The following is a 17,215-nucleotide window of genomic DNA, read 5'->3' on the forward strand; positions in this document are numbered from 1 at the left end:
CACAGACCCCGAGGGTTGCACCCCCGCAACCCCCCCACCACCGAGCGGCTCCCGGTTCACGAATCGGGGGCCGCTCTCGCATATCCCGAGAATCGTGTGGTATCGTTTACGTAGAAAAATTCCACGCGAAACAGTTGCACACGAACCAGTTACAGAAGGAAGCACAACATGACCACCACGCAGACCCCCACCGACGACATGACCGTGAGCGTAGACGAGGCCGCCGAGATGCTCGAAGAGCTGCAGCAGGAGCTCCGGGACGGAACCCTCACGCAGTCGGAGATCGCCGAGCTCACCCGCATCTGGCCTGGATGGGAGGGCGAGGACCCTGAGGAGCTGAAGACGGCCGGCTGGCTGGAGACGCAGGGCGTCGGCTACGCGTTCAATGACGGCCACATCGGTGCGTGGCTGGCCCAGCAGCAGCGAGACGCTCGCTCCGGAAAGATCTCGGCGGAGCGACACGACGCCCTCGACGCCGCCTTGCCGGGCTGGCTTGAAGCGAAGTAGCCAGTGAGTGGCGGCGGCGGAGCACGTCGCCCCCACGAGGCCCCGCAGCTGTTCACGCGGGCGAGCGACCGCTCGCGTGAACAGCCCCCGCGGCCCCGCCGCCGAGCGCAGCCGGCCTGGCAGACCAAAGACCGCACACCATCACACATCCACTGAAAGGAACCCCGCCATGACCACCACCGCCACGATCCCCTCCGCCGTGATCGACGACGCCCGCACACTGACCGACACGCCCGACAGGCTCAACACGACACTGCAGGACTCGAAGTCGATCTCGTTCAAGGCCGCAGTCCGTCTCAGGGACTACCTCAGGCTCGACGACGAGGAGGCTGAGATCACCCGCACGCCTGGCACTCGCACCCTGTAGACCCCGAGGGTTGCGCTCACCAGCAACCCCACCACTCCAAGCGGCCTCCGACACTCTCGTCGGGGGCCGCTTTCGTCGTTTCACACAGCTCATCCATGGTACTAAATGCGTAGGATTGGATAGACACGCTACAGCACAAGAAAGGCAGTCATGATGTCTCGCTCAACTCGCCCTCGTCGCCACGACTATCGGCGACACCTCCACAGCTTCGACGACCCGGCAGGAAAGCTCACCGTTAGAGCAGCGGCCCTGCGGGCCGGCATCACCGAACACACGGTTCGCATCCTCCTTCTGGCTGGCAAAATCCGCGGCTACGGGCTGGAGCACCGATCGATGAGCCGTTGGCGAGTGTGTGCGAAGGACCTGGACAACTGGGCGATTCACCGGGACCTCCTCGAGATGGCACAGGCCTGACAGGCCTGACAGGAAGGACTTGCTCGCATGCAGACACAGCAGAAGAAGACCGGGCGGCTCGCGGCGTTCGCGGGCGTCATCGTCGGGGTCCTCGCCCTGACCGCCTTCACGATGAGTTTCGCGGCATTGACTGACCTAGCCGCCCTCGCGGGCACGCCGGAGGAGATCGCCTGGGGGTTCCCCGTAATCGTTGACGGCTCCATGACGATCTCCTTGTTGGTCATCCTGGTCATGCGATCCCGGGGTCGGCGCGCCGTCCTCGCCTGGACCACGCTGGTGCTGTTCGGGCTTGTCTCCGTCGTGACGAACGGGCTCCACACCGTTGCCGTGTTCGACCCGACGCACGGGGTCAGCCTGGCCACTGCTGTAGCGATGGCCGCTGTCCCGCCCGTCGCTCTGACGCTGCTCGTGGAGCTGCTGGTTCAGCTGCTTCAGCCGGTGACCACACCCGTGGCCAGCACCGTGGCCAGTGGTCATGGCCAGGCAGTGGCCACCCCCGTGGACACCGTGGCCAGTGGTCATGGCCAGGCAGTGGCCACCCCCGTGGACACCGTGGCCAGTGGTCATGGCCAGGCAGTGGCCACCCCCGTGACCACACCCGTGGCCAGCACCGTGGCCAGTGGTCATGGCCAGGCAGTGGCCACCCCCGTGGCCACCCCCGCAGTCGATGACCGTGACGCACTCACCGCACGCGCCAAGAGGCTCCTCGGTGAGGGTGAGCCACAGACCGCTGTGGCAGCACAACTGGGTATCAGCAGAAGCACCCTGCGGCGCTGGCTGCAACAGGACGAACAACTGGCCAAGACCGCCTGACCACCACGAAGGAGAACAACCACCATGGCACTGAACAGCAAGAAGACCGACGCCGAACGTCGCCTGCACCAACGACTGGCCGAGGAGAGGGAACGCTCCCGCTCCGAAGCCCGGGCGGCCACCAAGCGACAGCGCGCTGCCCGCGCCGCCGCGGCCCGCAACGCCGAAGGCTTCGCCGACCTGGCGCTGGACCTGTTCGATCGCCTCGGCGTCGACCCGGAACACCCGCGGCCACGCGTGCTCGCGGATGGCTCTGAGGTCGGCGTGGACACCGACCCGAGCTACAGACTGCGCATAGAGCGGCTCAGAGCACGGCTGGACGCCGTACTCGGTGCCGCCGACTCCCAGCTCCTCGAACAGCTGCGCTGCGAGGACGACGCTGGCCGCGAGCGGCGGCGCCTGGAGCGCGCTGAGAAGAGGCTGGCCCGCATCGCGGCCCGCTCTGAGGTGTCGGGTTGACGCTCGCATCCAGCCGAACCACCAAGCCCCCGAACAGCCACACAGGCTGCTCGGGGGTTTCTCTTTTTCAGGGCTTCAGCAAGGGAGGGTCGAGGGAGGGTCAGGGGGAAGGCAGCCGGAGAGCCCGCGAGGAACTGCTTCCCAAGGGGAAAGAGGACGCACGTAATCTATCGCTTCGCGATAGGTAGGTTCACCGCTGATTCACTGCCGAGAACCAGTACCCTTTTACTATGAGTAAAGGCGGATTCGTAGCGTTCCGAGGCAGTCCCTCGGTAGCAGTTCAGTACTTGGCGGGACAGGCTGATGAGCTGGAGAGGAGTGCAAACAAGAGCTCCACGTACCTCGCTTCGGCGAGCACACCGTTCCAGTTTGGGGCGGTGACAGCGACGGGGGTGGAGGTCGACAAGATCAGTCGCTCGCAGTTCCAGTCGTGGGCGGAGCACAAGGACCCCGTGACCGGTGAGCATCGCGGCGGCAAGCTTCGCTCGCGCCGGATGGTGAAGACGTCCTCCGAGACGGGTGAGCCGGAGGTGGTGACCGGCGGCACCCCGCTGTATCAGGAGACCTGCATCTCGACGTCGAAGTCGTTGTCGTTGGCTGCCGCAGCCAACCCGCAGATCTCAGAGGCGCTGGAGGCGGCGATGGAGCGCGCGACCATCGCTGCGGTGGAGGCGCTCCAGCAGCATGCGGTCACGCGCGTCGGTCCTGCGGGTGAGCAGGAGCAACTGAAGCTCGACAAGATCGAGTTCAGTAGCGTGATGCATCACACCTCTCGCACGGCCGACCCACACATGCATCGTCACCTGCAAATCCTTTCGACGGGCCTGGTGACGTTGCCGGACGGTAGGCAGGCTTGGCGGGCGCTGGACGGTGCTGTGCTGTACAGGATGGCTGAGCGGGTTCATGCCGCGGCCGATCTTGTCATCGCCTCTGACGCGGAGCTGCGCCGGGTGATCGCCGAGCAGGGGTTCACGTGGGAGCCCGGCGAAGGCGGCGGCCGGATCGCTGAGTTCGAGCAGCTCACGGACGAGTTCTCGCAGCGGCGGGAGCAGATCGCCTCTCGACGTGAGAGCGTTGAGGCGCAGTGGCGGGCTGAGAACCCAGGTCGAGAGCCCAGCACTGCCCTGGTTCGTCGGTGGGACAATCACTCGTGGTCAGCGACAAGGCCCGAGAAGCGTGAGCTCGCGCAGGCGGAGCGTGTGGGTCAGGCTCAGCGTCTGGCTACGGTCACCCCTCGCAACACCTCTCACGACCTCGTGGTGCACGAGGCCGGCGAGATCGATGCGAAGACCATCGCGGCCGACGCGATCGCCGCGCTGTCCTCCTCACGATCGGCATGGTCGTCTGCGGATATGCGCGCAGCGATCGACCGTCGTCTGGCAGAGACGTACCTGTTCGGGGGCGAGGGTGTGGCTGAGCTCCAGCAGCGATGCCTTGACGCTGCGCGCCGAGAGATGGTCAACCTCTTCGACGAGGGGGTGGACATCGAGGGGTCCTCGCACTGGACGTCGAAGAGGGTGCTTCAGACGGACGCTGATGTGGAGAGCTCGCTACAGAGACGCGCCCAGTACCTGCTGGCTGTCGACGGTGAGGTGAAGGTCGATCGAGGCGGCTTCAAACTCTCGGACGGCCAGGCCGCGGCTGCGCGGTCGATCACGGGCACCCATCGGCTTGTTGTGGTTGAGGGCGCTGCCGGGTCCGGCAAGACGACGATGCTCTCAGCAGCGCACGAGCAGATCGTCAAGGACGGCGGCCGGATGGTGGCAGTGTCGCCCACGAAGCGCGGCGCTCTGGAGGTCGCAGCCGAGGTCGGTATCGAGGGCAACAGCGTGCACGGCATGTTGGTCCGTGCAGGAGCGACGCTGGACGACCGCGGTCGTTGGAGAGAACCGACGACGTGGAAGCCACAGCCGGACGCGTTCGCCATGGACCGTCGCACAACGTTGGTCATCGACGAGGCTGGCATGCTTGACATGGCTACCGCCGACATACTCCACCGCTACAGTGACGCGACCAACGCCCGGCTGGTGCTGCTGGGTGACCGCAAGCAGCTCGCGGCGGTCGGTCGCGGAGGCTACCTCACGAAGGCGGTCCACACGGCAACGGCATGCCACGACCTCCAGGATGTTCGTCGGTTCCAGACGCCGTCCAAGAAGATCGACACCGAGTACGCTGACGCCTCTCTGAAGCTCCGCCAGCGCCAGGACGCGGACGGGTTCTTCGACATCCTCGAAGAGCGCGGCCAGGTCCGTGTGGGCGAGCCCGACGAGGTGGTGAGTCGTGTCGCCGAGACAGTGGCTCTGGAGCTGCAGGCGGGCAAGACGTCGCTGGCGATTGCAGCGACCAACACCGCGGCTCAGCGCATCAACCACGAGGTCTACGAGAGGCTGGTGGGGGCCGGCATCGTTCGGGACGCGACTGTGCGTGCGCGTCTGGTCGCTGAGGGACGCGTCACGGACCGCAGACTGTGGCGCCGGCTGGAGGCCAAGGGAGCTGTCGGCACGTCGCCCGAGCAGCGCGAGCGCCTGGAGCAGGTGCTAGCCAAGGGCCAGGTGCAGCTGGGGCGCGCCCGCACGATCATCGGTCGCGACGGCGACCGGATCTCCGTCGGCGCGAAGGTCGCGACCCGTCAGAACAACAAGAAACTGCGTGTCGCCAACCGACAGACCTTCATCGTCGAGCGCGTGAACCTCTCTGGTCGGGTCATCGTCAAGGACGAGCACAGCGGCTTCAGAACGACACTCCCCAGGAAGTACGCGCGAGAGAATCTCCAGCTCGCCTATGCCGTCACAGGCCACGGCTCGCAGGGCATGACGGTAGACACCGCTCACACGGTCGTCTCTGATCAGTCCGACGCTGCAGGCGTTTACGTCGGTCTCACGCGCGGAAGGTACGCGAACGTCCTGCACGCGGCCGCGGTGGATCTGGACGACGCGCGTCAGCAGTTCACGGCTGCCGTTGAGCGCGAGGGTGCTGACCTCGGTCTCGATGAGGCACGGCGCAAGCTGCGCGTCGAGGCAGAGCGTCTGGGTGTCACGCCGACGGATGTCCCTGTCGAACTGCCTATCGGCAGCGATCGTGTTCGGATCAAGCCGGAGAAGGACCGTACGCTGGCATCGCCTGATCGCGTGCAGACCACGCGTGGCCGGCGTCCTCGCAGCGTGGGGACGGTTCCTCTGCATCAGCGTGACGCAGAGCTGATCGTCGTGGTCCACGCCGTCCGCGACAACGCCGCTCAGGTCGAGTTCCAGCTGGCTCATCACGCCGACGCTGCCGCCGACATGACAGGTCTGAACCTGTTCACCGAGGAGCGCGACGATCTCACGCGGGCCGGGATGCAGGTCCTCACGCGCGAGCAGTTCGACCGCCTCGTCGAAGCCGCCGGCGACAACCGAGCATCCGTGCGCGGGAAGAACGTGTTCGCGGTGCGCGCGGGTCTCCTCGCGCGACGGGGTGGCCGGAGCGGGTATGACGTCGACCCTCGCGCGTTCGCGGCGTCCGATGCGACACCGATTGCTACCGACGTGCTCGACCGCCAGCGCCAGGCAGAAGACGACGCTCGCGCACGGGCCGCCCAGCGCCACGAGCAGATTTTCGCGTCGGCTCGGACGGGCTCCGGCGACGACCATGCGTTCGCATCTGTGACCGACTCGCGTGAGCGAGCGACCACTCAGAGTCGCGGTCGCTGAGCGCTCCCGACGACGAAGAGCCCCGCAGCATCTGCTGCGGGGCTCTTGTCTGTCCTACTCACGACCTCATCGGCATCGGTCGCGGTCGGTGCTGCGAGGCGCGAGGGTCGCCGCGAACGCCTCATCCGCTTCACGCCGTCGAGCATTGTCGGCGGCTTCCCCGGGGTTCTCTCGCTCACGACGCTGGCGGTGCGCCTCGTCCAGAGCGATCTGGTGGGCCTCGTCGAGGTCGTCGCCTTCCTCTCGCTCGCGCTCCTGCTTCTTGCGCTGCTTCTGAAGTTCTCGTTCCGCGGCGTCACGGTCGGTGAAGCTCCGGCCGCCCTGGGAGTTGACCTCGCTCTGGAACTCGGCCTGCTCGCGGTCCAGGTCTTCTTCGTGGGCTGTCATGGTCTTGTCGATGCTCATCTGAGCGCCTCCTTGTTGTTGGTGGTGGTGTTGCTCGTCGCGACGGCAGCCGCGAACGTCTTCTGGGCGACCCAGTGGCCTGGTTGGCTGAGCGCGCCCCAGTCGTCGCCGGTGATCTGGTTCAGGTAGGTCAGGGCCTCCTCTACGTAGGTGGATGGGCATGGGGCGGAGAGGTAGTAGGTGGCGGTGCCTGGGGTGATCGTCTCCTCGATGCAGGAGGCGATGGCCTCGTGCGCGGCGCTGTCATCGGCATCTGAGCCCATGGGCTCGTCCATGGCGCCGGCGGCCCAGGAGCGGTCGCTCTCGTCGAGGAGCAGTGCGTCAGGGATCGGTACGCCGTCCTGCGCCAGTGCTGAGTGCACGAGCTCGTGCGCGGCGAGGCTGAGGACGTTCTCCCACGCGCGCTCGTCCGACGCCCAGGCCAACCAGTCCTCGTTCAGTAGGACCACGTCGGGGTGGTCGATCATGACAGCCCCGGCGACGCGGTACCGATCCTCATCGCCGAAGTCGATGACGTGGAGCACAGCCTGGCTGGTTCCCGGGAGGTACGGCCAGAAGCGTTCAAGCCATTCCTCGGCATCCCAGTCCACCGACGCTCGCAGGTCGTCGTTCAGTGTGGGGATGGTGTGGTGTGGGGTGGTCGCGGGCGCTTCGTGCGCCAGCGCCGCGGTCCCACCGCACCCAGCGAGCGAGGCGACGAGGACGGCGGCTGCGAATGCGGTGCGTGTTCCCCCCTGAGCGCGCTTCTGTGAATCAGTCACCAGCACCCCCTCGTTCTGGGATGCCGGAGATGTCGGGGATCTCCACCAGGAGCGTTTCGCCGGCGCTGAGGATCAGTCGGGCGTGCTCCTTGTCGGGAGGCAGCAGCTCGTGCGGAGCCCGGCGAGGGAAGCGCTCCAGCGAGACGGAGACGACGTTGCCGTCTCGGTCAGAGGTCTCACGACGACGGTCTTCCTCACCGAGGAACTTCGACGCGTCCTCGAGTTTCTCCCACTCACCACTGCCTTTCAGGATCAGGAAGGCGGGCACGGTCTCGCGCAGAGCCTTGGCACCCGCGACACCGTACTTCAGCTCCAGCTGACCACCGGTGGACTGGACGCCGAGCACCATCGACACCCGAAGGCCGCGCAGCTCGGTGATGTGGGACACGAGCAGGTCAGCCGGGATGGAGCACGTGTTCGTCAGCTCATCGATCGAGATGAGGAGCCACGGGAGCTGTCGCCCCAGGTTGCGACGCCAGTGGTCGATCACACCCTCGACAACAGCCACTGCCGCACTGACCTGCGGCCCGGTGCTCCCGCTCAGGATGAACAGGGTGGGCGTGCCAGGGCCTTGGAGCAGGACCGGCGTGAACGCGGTGCTCTCGGCGCCACCACGTACGGACTGGAGGGTCCAGGCTTTCAGAGCCGATCGCACGGTCGCAGCGACCGAGTCGCGGAGCTTCTCATCCGACCTGATCACGGTCAACAGGTCTTGCGCGTGGAAGGATTTACCGAAGATCAGATTGAAGGCCTGCTGCCAGGAGGGAGAGGTGTCGTCTCCCTCGTTCGCAAACTTCCCGGCAGCGCGGGTGACCCACTCGATCCCACCACCGCTTGCCTGGCCGGCCAACAGGAGCGCTGCCAGGGGCTGGTGGGCGAGCTGTTCCCAGATCGCGTTGTCGCCGCTACCACCGCCGTTGCTCCCGCTCGATGTCCCGAGCGCGGCGGTCTGCAGCAGCAGCGTCGCCATCCTGCTCGCGTCATCATCGCCCGTCAGCAGCGTGGTCGGGTCAGCGACGACCTTCGTGTAGCGCGCATTGGCCAGCCAGGGCGCGCTCTCGTCGAGCTCAGCCGCTAGATCGAGCACGTACACAGGACCTGCAGCGGAGAGCCCTCTGTTGAGCGTGAGCTCTAGGAAGTCGGCTTTCGACGACACCAGCACTCGCGATCCCTTATGGGCGAGGGCGCCCACGGCGAGCACGCGGCGCGTCTTGCCCGATCCGGTCTTGCCGACGACCATCCCGTGAGGCGCCGTCGGGACGCGCGCGCCGTCGACCAGTCCGAGGTAAGGGGTCGGTGTCTCAGGCGCTCGGGCGGGTACCGGCTTTGCCGCGGGCCGGGCCTTGTTGAAGATGCTCATCTCACCGCCCCCGCTTCCCCGGGAGCGAGACCCCAGCGCTGGAGCACTCCCGCTTTGCTCGCCTGCAGGCGGCGGGCAGCTGCTTCCCGCTGCTCGGCTGCAACGGCGGCCGCGAGCTCGTCTGGACTGCAGTGGTCGAGCGCCCAGGTCAGTAGCGCGCGGACATAGAGACCCGTCGTCACTCCGGCGTCGACGGCAGCGATGCGAAGCGACAGCCTCTCATGCTCGGACACAGGGACGGCCTGCCGCGCGTTGAGCGATTCGATCATCATGATCACTCCTTCGGTAGTAGTGAATAGAAAGCGTTATTTGGATGCGATGCGGTACTATCGTATCGCACCGTTGAACAGGATCTGGAGGACCTCCTTGAGAACGAAACTCATCGTCAAGACAGTGCTGATGACAGCCGTGTTGGGCTTCACGCTCTTCGTCGGCGTCGTCTTCGGTATGACCTCGGCCGCAGGCACTGCTGAGAACCAGCTGATGGACGCGGTCCGCGTCTGCGAGACCGACGCCCCGCAGGATTTCCGCGCTTGCCTCGCCGAGGCTGGCGCTGACCTGACCACCGACGGAGGTGACCAGCCATGAGCATTGACCACCACGAACTGGAACGCGCCAACTGGCTGCTCGCGCACGGCGCTAGCTGGCACATGGCTGACCGTCGCATGGCGCAGCGACTCAAGCGGCGCGCTGGAGAGCTGGCGCGACGGGAGGCCGGCGCCAGCGAGAGCGCTCACCACGAGTCCACGATCCACTGGGCAGGAGCCCGCTTCATCGCCCGCGGCGAGGACAGCAGCGACAAGTTCTACCGCGGTCTGCTGCTGTGGTTCGTGATCATCCCCGCTGTTGCGGTGACGGTCGGTCCCGCGCTGCTCGTCAGCGAGGTGCTCCACCGACTCACGACTCGCATGCTGCTCAGCCGAGGCCGCATCCCCCAGCAGGCACCGTGGTATCTGGCAGCGATCATCACACTCGCGATCGGTGTGGCTGCGTGGCTGATCGCCTTTCGGGCAGAACCACTGGCCGAACTGATCGTGTGGCCGCAGACGGGCGTCGAGGTCAACTGGATGCCCGTCGTGGTCCTCGTCGGTGCCGGCCAGTTGACGATCCTGCTGGCCACGACAGGGTGGCAGGCGCGTCGCTACGGCTGGCCCGGGGTGGTCGTGCGCAAGCTCAGCGGCCTGCCGAGCGATCTCGTGGCCGCTGAGGTCGATGCAGCAGCCCACCAGATCGCTGACGCCGACGCCGCCCTCGACGAGGGCGCAGACCTCGCCGCACAGTTCGATCCTGTCGGCGAGGACTGGGACTACGACGAAGAGCCCACCGACATCGACTATGCCGCTTTGGACGCGGCAGACGACGACGAAGACACCCACAACCGCACGGCTGAGCCCGTGCAGAAAGGAGCGCGCTGATGCGCACTCACCACTACCTTGACCTGAGCACCATGGTTGCTCGCCTGCTGCTGGCGGTCCTTACCGCCGGCACCATTGTCCTGCTGGGCCTCTGGCTTCGCACCAGCGACGCCCTGACGTTCGTTTCGACGCTTCTGGCGGTGACAGCCGGGCAGCTGATCACCTCGTCGCTGCGCGGCGAGCGGGTCGGGCCGCCCACGGCAGCATCGGCACGGTTCCAGCCGCTCGTCGATGCGCTCGCGGAGTACCCCGGTGGCCGCACGCTCGGAAAGCCCGGCTTCAAGCGTGGGGTTGTCGCTCTCGGCATCGGGCTGCTCGTCGCGGTCGCGTCGGCGATCGTGGAGGCTGTGCTCTTCTCCACCCTCCCGATGGCACCGCTGTGGCGGAACACCATCGCTCTCGCGGTGGTGCTGCTCCCCGTGAACCTCTGGCTGGCGCTTCTGCGCAGCAGACAGCAGTACGCCGGAACGAAGTTCGCCGCCGGTCTCGCTCGCGCCCTGTGGCAGGTCGTCAAGCCGTCAAGCGCTGCGGAGGGGGCAGCGACACCCTCCCCGTGGAAGCGCGTGCCGGTGCTGGCACGAGTATCGGTCATCGGTGTCATTCGCACCGCGCTGACGCTGGCTCTGCGCGTGGCAACGCAGCTGCTGATCCCGATCATCTTTTCCACCTGGATCTCCATCGCTGCCGTCGCCCTCGGTGTCATCACCTGGATCGCGGGAGCCCCCGTGTTCTCCGCTCTGGGGAAGTCGCTCAAGGCGGCGCCTGACCACCACGACCCCCACAACCCCTCGGAGGTGAGCGCATGATCGTGCGCAAGACTGTGCGGCGGCCGCTCTGTGCGGTCGCCGCCGTCGCCATCGGAGTGGGCATGCTGACGGCATGCTCCTCGGCGGCACAAGACACAGCAGAGAAGGCGGTTACGGACTACGTCACCGCCCTCTCCGAGGGTGACGCGAAGCTGGCCCACGAGATCAACCCCTACTCACCGATCATCACGGACGGACTCGCGGCCTCCGCCGCCGGCGAGCCGATCCAGATCGTGGAGGTCGGTGAGTTCGCCCCCGCCGACGCATCGGGTCTGGAGAAGATCCCCACGCCCAGCGTCGAGGTCGGTGAGGGTGAGCCCGACAGCGAACCCGGTCTCGGCGAGATCGATTGGAACGACACCAGCTGGACGGGCCTGGAGGCTGACCAGCCTGACCCCCTCGACGGCGCCGCGAAGCACGACATCCAGGAGGGTGCCGTACCCGTGACGTACCTCCTCGGCGACACAGAGACGACAGTACCGATCGGCGTCGCCTTCGGTCGGGACAAGAACGGCGAGATCCAGTACGCCTTCCGCGAGGTCCCGCTCGGCGGCGAGATGGCGGCACGATTCGGTACTGACGTCGCGTTCCCCGCCCTGCCGGGGGCAACCGTCGGGATCGAGCGCATCGACACGGATGAGGACGCTGACGAGGCAAGCTCCTACCTCGGTGACGCGGTGGACGCGACAGGAGAGGCGGCCTCCAAGGCCGTCGAGGTGGAGATCATCAGAGACGGCACCGTCAGCGGTGAAGCCGTCACCTTCTCTGAACGCGAGCCGCTGCTCCTGCTTCCTGGCGTCTACGAGCTGAACATCGAGGCGCCCACCGGAGACGCGCTGTGGGCGTCACCCGGCCTGGAGGAACCGATCGAGGTCGTCCTCGAACCAGGCCAGAGCTTTGACCTGGAGCTGCCGGAGCAGCAGATCACCGACGCGGGCCGGCAGGCGATCGTCGATTACCTCTCAGAGCTGGCCGACGGACAGTTCGAGGCACTGACGACGTACGAGCTGAGCGACCGCGGGCAGGCCTGCGGCGCCCTCGCTCCCGGCAAGCGAGGCCTGTTCTCCAGCGGCGCGAGCGAGTTCGAGAAGGAGAGCGGCGACTGGTTCACCGAGGAGACGACGAACATCGCCTCCGGCGGCATCGTCGTGAACGCCACTTCAACGAACGGAGCGACGGGCAGCCGCTCCGGCAATGGCTCGAAAGAGACGTTCGCCGACGAGGCGTTCTGTGCCGGCGTGCAAGAGCGCAAGAGCAACGTCTACGACGTGCCTGTCGAGGTAGTGTCCTCCTCGATGGAGCCCGGCTCCGTTGACGTCTCAGACGACGGCCATTTCACCACGACCACACCCTGGCGGTTCACGGTGAGCACCAAGATCACGACGCACTCGTCGGAGGACGCCGCGGGTGAGCGTATCTACGGGCGTGATCCGGTCGCGACCACCTATACAGGCACGGTCGATCTCACATGGGAGCCCTCAGGGGTGATGAAGATCAACGGCGACGTCAAGCCGTCAGACGACGACGATGACTGACGTCAGCACCAGAACCCCCGCGGCCTGTGAGCCGCGGGGGTTCTTGCGTTCTGGCGCGCGGTCGTGAACTTCACGCGCCTCGCAGCATCGACGCGATGAGCTCGCGGCGCTCTTGATCTTGCGCCGGGGGTGTCCGCGGACATGAGACCCACGTTGGGCGACGGTTGCGCCCGATTCGCCCAACTTCCACCACTTCTTGGAGCAAGGCACCTAGGCTCTTGGTCAAGCGGTGATCAATGTAAACCCGCCCAGAGGCCGACGGCCTCGCCGAGATGAGGCGGCCAAGCTCCCGTTAGGTGGGACGGCAACACAACACGCTTCTCATCCTCCCTCGGATTGAAGCTCGCACTGCTTCGTCGAGCCGCGGTCAAGCGGCAGTACTTCGGAGTGACGCGGGCATCTTCCGAGGTCGTACATGTCACTTCTCGCTACCGCCGCCCCCACGACAACGTTCGATGTTGTCATACGTGACGGGGACGACGATGTCTTCGCTCAGCTCGTCGCGGACGCACCTCCTCTCTCGCCTGAAGTACACGCGCGTTTGTCAGTGCTGCTGCGGGGGAGGCGCACTCCGTAGATGGAGTGAACCATCGGTTCGTGACCGAGGCTTGTGCGCTCTCAGACGCGCACGACTCGCCCGCACTCGACGCACCGCCATCCCGGGGCCTCGCCAGCGATGCCCGCGGGCTCCATGCGATGCAGGCACTCCGGACAGTTCGGCGTGCTCAGCAGCCCGTCCCGCTGGCGGTTGCGCTCACGCTGCCTGCTCAGTTCATCCGTGGGGGCCGGCTGTCGTGCAGGATCCGTGGACGGTGCGGCGCTGCCGTCACTCCTTCGCCACACGATGCTCAGCGTGTTGGCCATGGCCTCATCAGTCATGTTGCGCCTGTTTCCCTGACCGACGCTATACACAACGATCGTCATAAGCGCCTCGATCACTGCTCGCTTGTGACCTAGGGGCAGCTGACCCCAGACTCCGTGCACGTCCGGTGCCCCCACGAGCCCGCGAAGCGGCTCCACGAGGCTACCTGCCTCAAGCTCTCCTCGGGTGGCCGAGAGCTTCTCATCGACGCGCTTTAGGCGTCGCTGGTACTCGACCCGGCCGATCAGTCCCTCATCGCGGTCATCGCCTAGCTCCCGCCGCACTGCCTCCAGGCGAGTCAGCTCGGCGCTCAAGGTGTCTACGTCGGGTCGTTCGCGATCGATGAGCAGGCCGGCCGCGTCCGGCGCAGTGAGACGCGCGATCACGAGCCGCTCGATGAACTCGTCAAGCGGCGCTCCGCGGCGCATGAAGTGCGCCATACTGCCGCACCGGTAAGAGTGAATTCCCTTCTCGCCCCCTCCAGTGCGGATGGGTTGACCACACCGTTCTTCCGCCAGAGCCCCCGCGGCCTCGGCGATCTCTTGCCTCGTCAGATCTGCTGCTGCGGGTCTTCCCGTGGTGGCGAGAGCTCGCTCCGTAATCGCGGCGTCGTCCCGCTTGCCGTGGCCGCCGCATATCGCGAGGCCACTGAGCAGCCACCGCCGCGTCGGTCCGGGGGAAGTCTTCCGATCTGGGTGAGCGAGCTTTGCCTTCGCTGCGCTCCACTGCTCGGGCTTAACGATCGCAGGCCAGCGGCCCGGCACGCAGTCGTCAGCGGTGATCTGGCTCTGGTTGTAGTGCTGTCCGTCCTTAGGTGCTTCCCGCGGCAGAAGCGCGGCGTAGTACGGGTTCATCAGCATCCGGCGGACCGACGTTGGCGAGAACGGAACCCCGTCCGGGTGCCGTTTCGTGGGCACGGTGCGCTTGCCGGCGACGTTCAAATCACGGGCAATCGATCCGAGCGGGACGCCTCCGAGGAAGGCCTCAAAGATCCCGCGCACGTCAGCGGCTCGTTCGTCGTCCAACTCGTACGCCTCATCCGTGCCGCGCTCGGCGCGTTCCTTCGTAGTGATCCAGCGATAACCGTAGGGCACGCGACCCGAGGTGGGGATCCCGTCTCTTCGTCGATCGTCGTTGCGGTTAACGCGTCGCTCGGCCTTGGTCTCGCTCTCGGCTCGCGCGACAGACGTCAGTACGTTCGCCACGAGACGGCCGCTAACCGTGGTGAGGTCCACCTCACCGTCCGTCGTCACCAGCTGTGCCTTTGCCGTGGTGAGGGCTTCAAGCGCTGAGAGCGAGCGACCTAGGCGATCGAGTTTGCGGACGATCACGACCTCAAAGCGTCGTTCCCTCGCGTCCTGAAGCAGTCGGGTGAAATCCGTCTTTTCATCACGAGCGCGATATCCGCTCACGCCGTCGTCGATATACTCACCGACGATCTCGAAGCCACGAGAAAGGGCGAGTGCCCGCCCTTTTTCGAGCTGGATTTCGATCCCCTCGGGATCGGAGACTGATTGTCTCGCGTAGAGCACTGCTCGTGTTGGAGGCTTACCAGCAGTCATAGCTCAATCATGCTCTATCCCAGCAACAACGGCCATCGTGGTGATCGCGTACTCGGCCGTCGCGGCGCCCGTCTCGTCGGCGAATAACTCGGCGGCACGTCGCCGGGTCAGTGGGGGCAGTTTCTCGTCATTCATTCTCTTCTCCTTCTCTTTGTGCAGAGCGCGTGTCGCTCTGCAGGTCAACGTCGTGTCAGATCGGCAGTGGCGTCGAGCCGAGCACGCTGAGCATCAGCGGTGCGACCCCGAGCAGCAGAAATGCCGGCAGGGTGCACGCGCCCAATGGCAGCAGCAGCTTCGATGCGAGCCGCGAGGCCCGCACGCGCCCCTGCACACGGGCATCGTGACGTTGCTGCGCGGCTGAGGCGCGCAGCAGTTCTGCCGCGGGAACGCCCGCGGCACGCGACAGCTCAAGCACCGCATCCGTCGCGCCGCGACCAGCGCGCAGGTCTGCCGTGCTGTGCTCGACCAGGCGCAGCGCCCGCGGAATGCCGACGCCTCCGGCGAGCGCGACCGCGACGAGTTCGGCGTGCATCCCCGGGGTGCCTGGGGCGGGCCGGGCAGCGCGCACCATGCGGGCCGTCCACCACCGCGCCAGCAGCACCAGTCCGAGGCCGAGCACGACGCACGCCACCCCGAACGGGTTGGTGAACAACACACCGATGGTGTCGAACCCGAGCGCGAGACCCAGCAGCAGCCCGGCGAACGGCAACCAGAGCAGCAACCGTGCCGTTCCGGTGGGCTCGGCCAGGGCGATGCGCACATCATCCGCGGCTGACGCGGCGTCCTGCAGCGACTCGGCGAGCGCCCGCAGCACGTCGGCGAGCGGAGCCCCGACAGTCGTCGCGATCTCCCATGCCGCGGCGACGTCCGACCAGGCACCCCCCTCGGCATCGATCGCGCCGACGAGTTCGGCTCCCTCACCGCAGCGGCCCACGACACGTTCCGCGACGGGATGCCCCGAGTCGGCCAGATGCCGCCACGCCGTCATCGGACGCGCCCCAGCCTGCAGCAGCACGGCGAGCGTGCGCACGGCGGTCGCCGCGCGGCCCGCCTCTTCTCCGGCATCCGCTGTTCTCCCCCGCGTGCCGCCCCGGATGCGGGCTCCGACACCTCTCACCACGGTGTGACCTCCTCGATTCCGAGGCGGTCGCCGGTGAGCGCGAAGCGCCCCGCCTGCGCGATATGACGCCGCCCGGCGGCGTCGCGTTGCAGGTGCAGCACGACCGTGAAGGCGCTGACCACCTGCCGAGCCAACGCGGTGGCGTCCATCCCCGCGAGAGCACCGAGCGCCTCCATGCGCGCCGGCACATCGGGTAGGCCGCTGGCGTGCAGGGTGCCGGCGCCGCCGTCATGACCGGTGTTCAACGCCGTGAGCAGTTCCCGCACCTCCTCACCGCGACACTCACCGACGACGAGGCGATCGGGTCGCATCCGCAGCGATTCCCGCACGAGCATGGCCAGGCTGATCCGTCCCGCGCCCTCCAGGTTCGCCTGCCGCGACTCCAACGACACGTGGTGGGGGTGGCGGGGGCGCAACTCGGCGACGTCCTCGATCGTGACGATGCGCTCGGCCGGGCTGACCTCCGACAGCAGGGCCGACAACAGAGTGGTCTTGCCCGTGCCCGTTCCGCCCGTGATGAGCACATTCGCGCGCTGCGCGACGAGCCCCGCCAACCAGGTGCGTTGTGCGGGGGTGAAGGTGCCCGACGCGGCGAGCGCGTCAAGGCCGGCTCCGAGCACTCTCGGCACACGGATCGACAGTGCCGTGCCCGCGGTCGAGACCGGCGCGAGCACGGCGTGCACTCGGATGCCCGAGTCGAGCCGCACGTCCACGCACGGCGACTGGTCGTCGAGGTGACGGCCTCCGGCCGCCACGAGTGCAACGGCGAGATCGCGCACCTCGCGTTCGGATGCCCGCCACTGAGGGACTGGTTCGGCTCCCTCACCCCGGTCGACGAAGAGGCCGTGTGCACCGTTGACGAAGAGGTCGGTGACCTGGGGGTCGTGCACATGCTCGGCGAGCGCGCCGAACGCCGGGTCGAGAATCGGCCGATCGATATCGGCGGGCTCCGTGGACGCCGTCGTACCGGTGTGTGTGCGTGGACGGAGCACGAAAGGATCGGTCATGGCAACGACGCTAGAAGCGCGCCGACGCCTGCCCCCGTCCGAAACCCATGGGCTGTGCATAAGAGGCGAGCCGCGCCGTCCTGTGCAGAACGCGGCACACCTGCTCAGAAAAGGGTGAGGCGGCACCTCACGG

At 66.9% G+C, this 17,215-nt stretch carries 16 protein-coding genes and 1 pseudogene; 9 read left to right on the forward strand and 8 right to left on the reverse strand.

The annotated features are described in order from the left end of the window. Positions 1–168: 168 nt before the first annotated feature. From PTQ19_RS12055 to PTQ19_RS12075, 5 genes are all read left to right on the forward strand, one after another. A complete protein-coding gene (locus PTQ19_RS12055) occupies positions 169–507 on the forward strand; it encodes a hypothetical protein (RefSeq protein WP_274367519.1) in 339 nt (112 codons plus the stop codon). 169 nt (positions 508–676) lie between these two features. Continuing rightward, positions 677–874, forward strand: coding sequence for a hypothetical protein (locus PTQ19_RS12060; RefSeq protein WP_274367520.1), 198 nt, complete (start codon positions 677–679; stop codon positions 872–874). A 441-nt stretch (positions 875–1,315) separates the two neighbouring features. Beyond that, a complete protein-coding gene (locus PTQ19_RS12065) occupies positions 1,316–2,101 on the forward strand; it encodes a DUF2637 domain-containing protein (RefSeq protein ID WP_274367521.1) in 786 nt (261 codons plus the stop codon). Positions 2,102–2,125: 24 nt separating this feature from the next. Further along, entirely contained in the window at positions 2,126–2,560 is a 435-nt protein-coding gene (locus tag PTQ19_RS12070; RefSeq protein ID WP_274367522.1) for a hypothetical protein, read from the forward strand. Positions 2,561–2,790: 230 nt separating this feature from the next. Continuing rightward, complete coding sequence (locus PTQ19_RS12075; protein ID WP_274367523.1) at positions 2,791–6,249, forward strand: AAA family ATPase; 3,459 nt, start codon at positions 2,791–2,793, stop codon at positions 6,247–6,249. 66 nt (positions 6,250–6,315) lie between these two features. On the opposite strand, the gene PTQ19_RS12080 is transcribed toward PTQ19_RS12075, so the two are convergent. From PTQ19_RS12080 to PTQ19_RS12095, 4 genes are read right to left on the reverse strand one after another with little or no spacing between them, the layout of a single operon-like run. Continuing rightward, entirely contained in the window at positions 6,316–6,654 is a 339-nt protein-coding gene (locus PTQ19_RS12080) for a hypothetical protein (protein ID WP_274367524.1), read from the reverse strand. After that, positions 6,651–7,415: a hypothetical protein gene (locus PTQ19_RS12085; protein WP_274367525.1), complete on the reverse strand. Its 765-nt coding sequence runs from the start codon at positions 7,413–7,415 to the stop codon at positions 6,651–6,653. Before PTQ19_RS12085 ends, PTQ19_RS12080 begins: the two co-directional genes overlap by 4 nt. Then, positions 7,408–8,775: a type IV secretory system conjugative DNA transfer family protein gene (locus PTQ19_RS12090; RefSeq protein WP_274367526.1), complete on the reverse strand. Its 1,368-nt coding sequence runs from the start codon at positions 8,773–8,775 to the stop codon at positions 7,408–7,410. The genes PTQ19_RS12085 and PTQ19_RS12090 overlap by 8 nt, the downstream gene beginning before the upstream one ends. Continuing rightward, positions 8,772–9,047 carry a hypothetical protein gene (locus PTQ19_RS12095; RefSeq protein WP_274367527.1) on the reverse strand — a complete coding sequence of 92 codons (276 nt, stop codon included), beginning with the start codon at positions 9,045–9,047 and terminating at the stop codon, positions 8,772–8,774. The genes PTQ19_RS12090 and PTQ19_RS12095 overlap by 4 nt, the downstream gene beginning before the upstream one ends. A gap of 127 nt (positions 9,048–9,174) precedes the next feature. Here PTQ19_RS12095 and PTQ19_RS12100 point away from each other — a divergent pair, with 127 nt between their 5' ends. From PTQ19_RS12100 to PTQ19_RS12115, 4 genes are read left to right on the forward strand one after another with little or no spacing between them, the layout of a single operon-like run. Continuing rightward, positions 9,175–9,363: a hypothetical protein gene (locus PTQ19_RS12100; RefSeq protein ID WP_274367528.1), complete on the forward strand. Its 189-nt coding sequence runs from the start codon at positions 9,175–9,177 to the stop codon at positions 9,361–9,363. Then, the gene (locus tag PTQ19_RS12105; RefSeq protein WP_274367529.1) at positions 9,360–10,190 is read left to right on the forward strand and encodes a hypothetical protein; all 831 of its coding nucleotides are present in this window, start codon (positions 9,360–9,362) and stop codon (positions 10,188–10,190) included. The genes PTQ19_RS12100 and PTQ19_RS12105 overlap by 4 nt, the downstream gene beginning before the upstream one ends. After that, the gene (locus PTQ19_RS12110) at positions 10,190–10,996 is read left to right on the forward strand and encodes a hypothetical protein (RefSeq protein ID WP_274367530.1); all 807 of its coding nucleotides are present in this window, start codon (positions 10,190–10,192) and stop codon (positions 10,994–10,996) included. Before PTQ19_RS12105 ends, PTQ19_RS12110 begins: the two co-directional genes overlap by 1 nt. Continuing rightward, on the forward strand, positions 10,993–12,531 hold the full coding sequence (locus tag PTQ19_RS12115) for a hypothetical protein (protein ID WP_274367531.1): 1,539 nt from the start codon (positions 10,993–10,995) through the stop codon (positions 12,529–12,531). The genes PTQ19_RS12110 and PTQ19_RS12115 overlap by 4 nt, the downstream gene beginning before the upstream one ends. Before the next feature lie 618 nt (positions 12,532–13,149). Here PTQ19_RS12115 and PTQ19_RS12120 read toward each other — a convergent pair. The 4 genes and pseudogenes from PTQ19_RS12120 to PTQ19_RS12135 all read right to left on the reverse strand — a co-directional run bounded on the left by PTQ19_RS12120 (position 13,150) and on the right by PTQ19_RS12135 (position 17,082). Then, positions 13,150–14,955 carry a recombinase family protein gene (locus tag PTQ19_RS12120; protein ID WP_274367532.1) on the reverse strand — a complete coding sequence of 602 codons (1,806 nt, stop codon included), beginning with the start codon at positions 14,953–14,955 and terminating at the stop codon, positions 13,150–13,152. 21 nt (positions 14,956–14,976) lie between these two features. Continuing rightward, positions 14,977–15,090 (reverse strand): annotated as a pseudogene (locus PTQ19_RS12125) (DUF4244 domain-containing protein); the annotation flags it as partial. A gap of 55 nt (positions 15,091–15,145) precedes the next feature. Further along, positions 15,146–16,075, reverse strand: coding sequence for a type II secretion system F family protein (locus PTQ19_RS12130; RefSeq protein ID WP_274367534.1), 930 nt, complete (start codon positions 16,073–16,075; stop codon positions 15,146–15,148). Beyond that, positions 16,069–17,082, reverse strand: a complete 1,014-nt coding sequence (locus PTQ19_RS12135) for a TadA family conjugal transfer-associated ATPase (RefSeq protein ID WP_274367535.1) — start codon at positions 17,080–17,082, stop codon at positions 16,069–16,071. Before PTQ19_RS12135 ends, PTQ19_RS12130 begins: the two co-directional genes overlap by 7 nt. Positions 17,083–17,215 lie beyond the last annotated feature (133 nt).

Source organism: Microbacterium esteraromaticum (assembly GCF_028747645.1).
Classification (GTDB): Bacteria; Actinomycetota; Actinomycetes; order Actinomycetales; family Microbacteriaceae; genus Microbacterium; species Microbacterium esteraromaticum_C.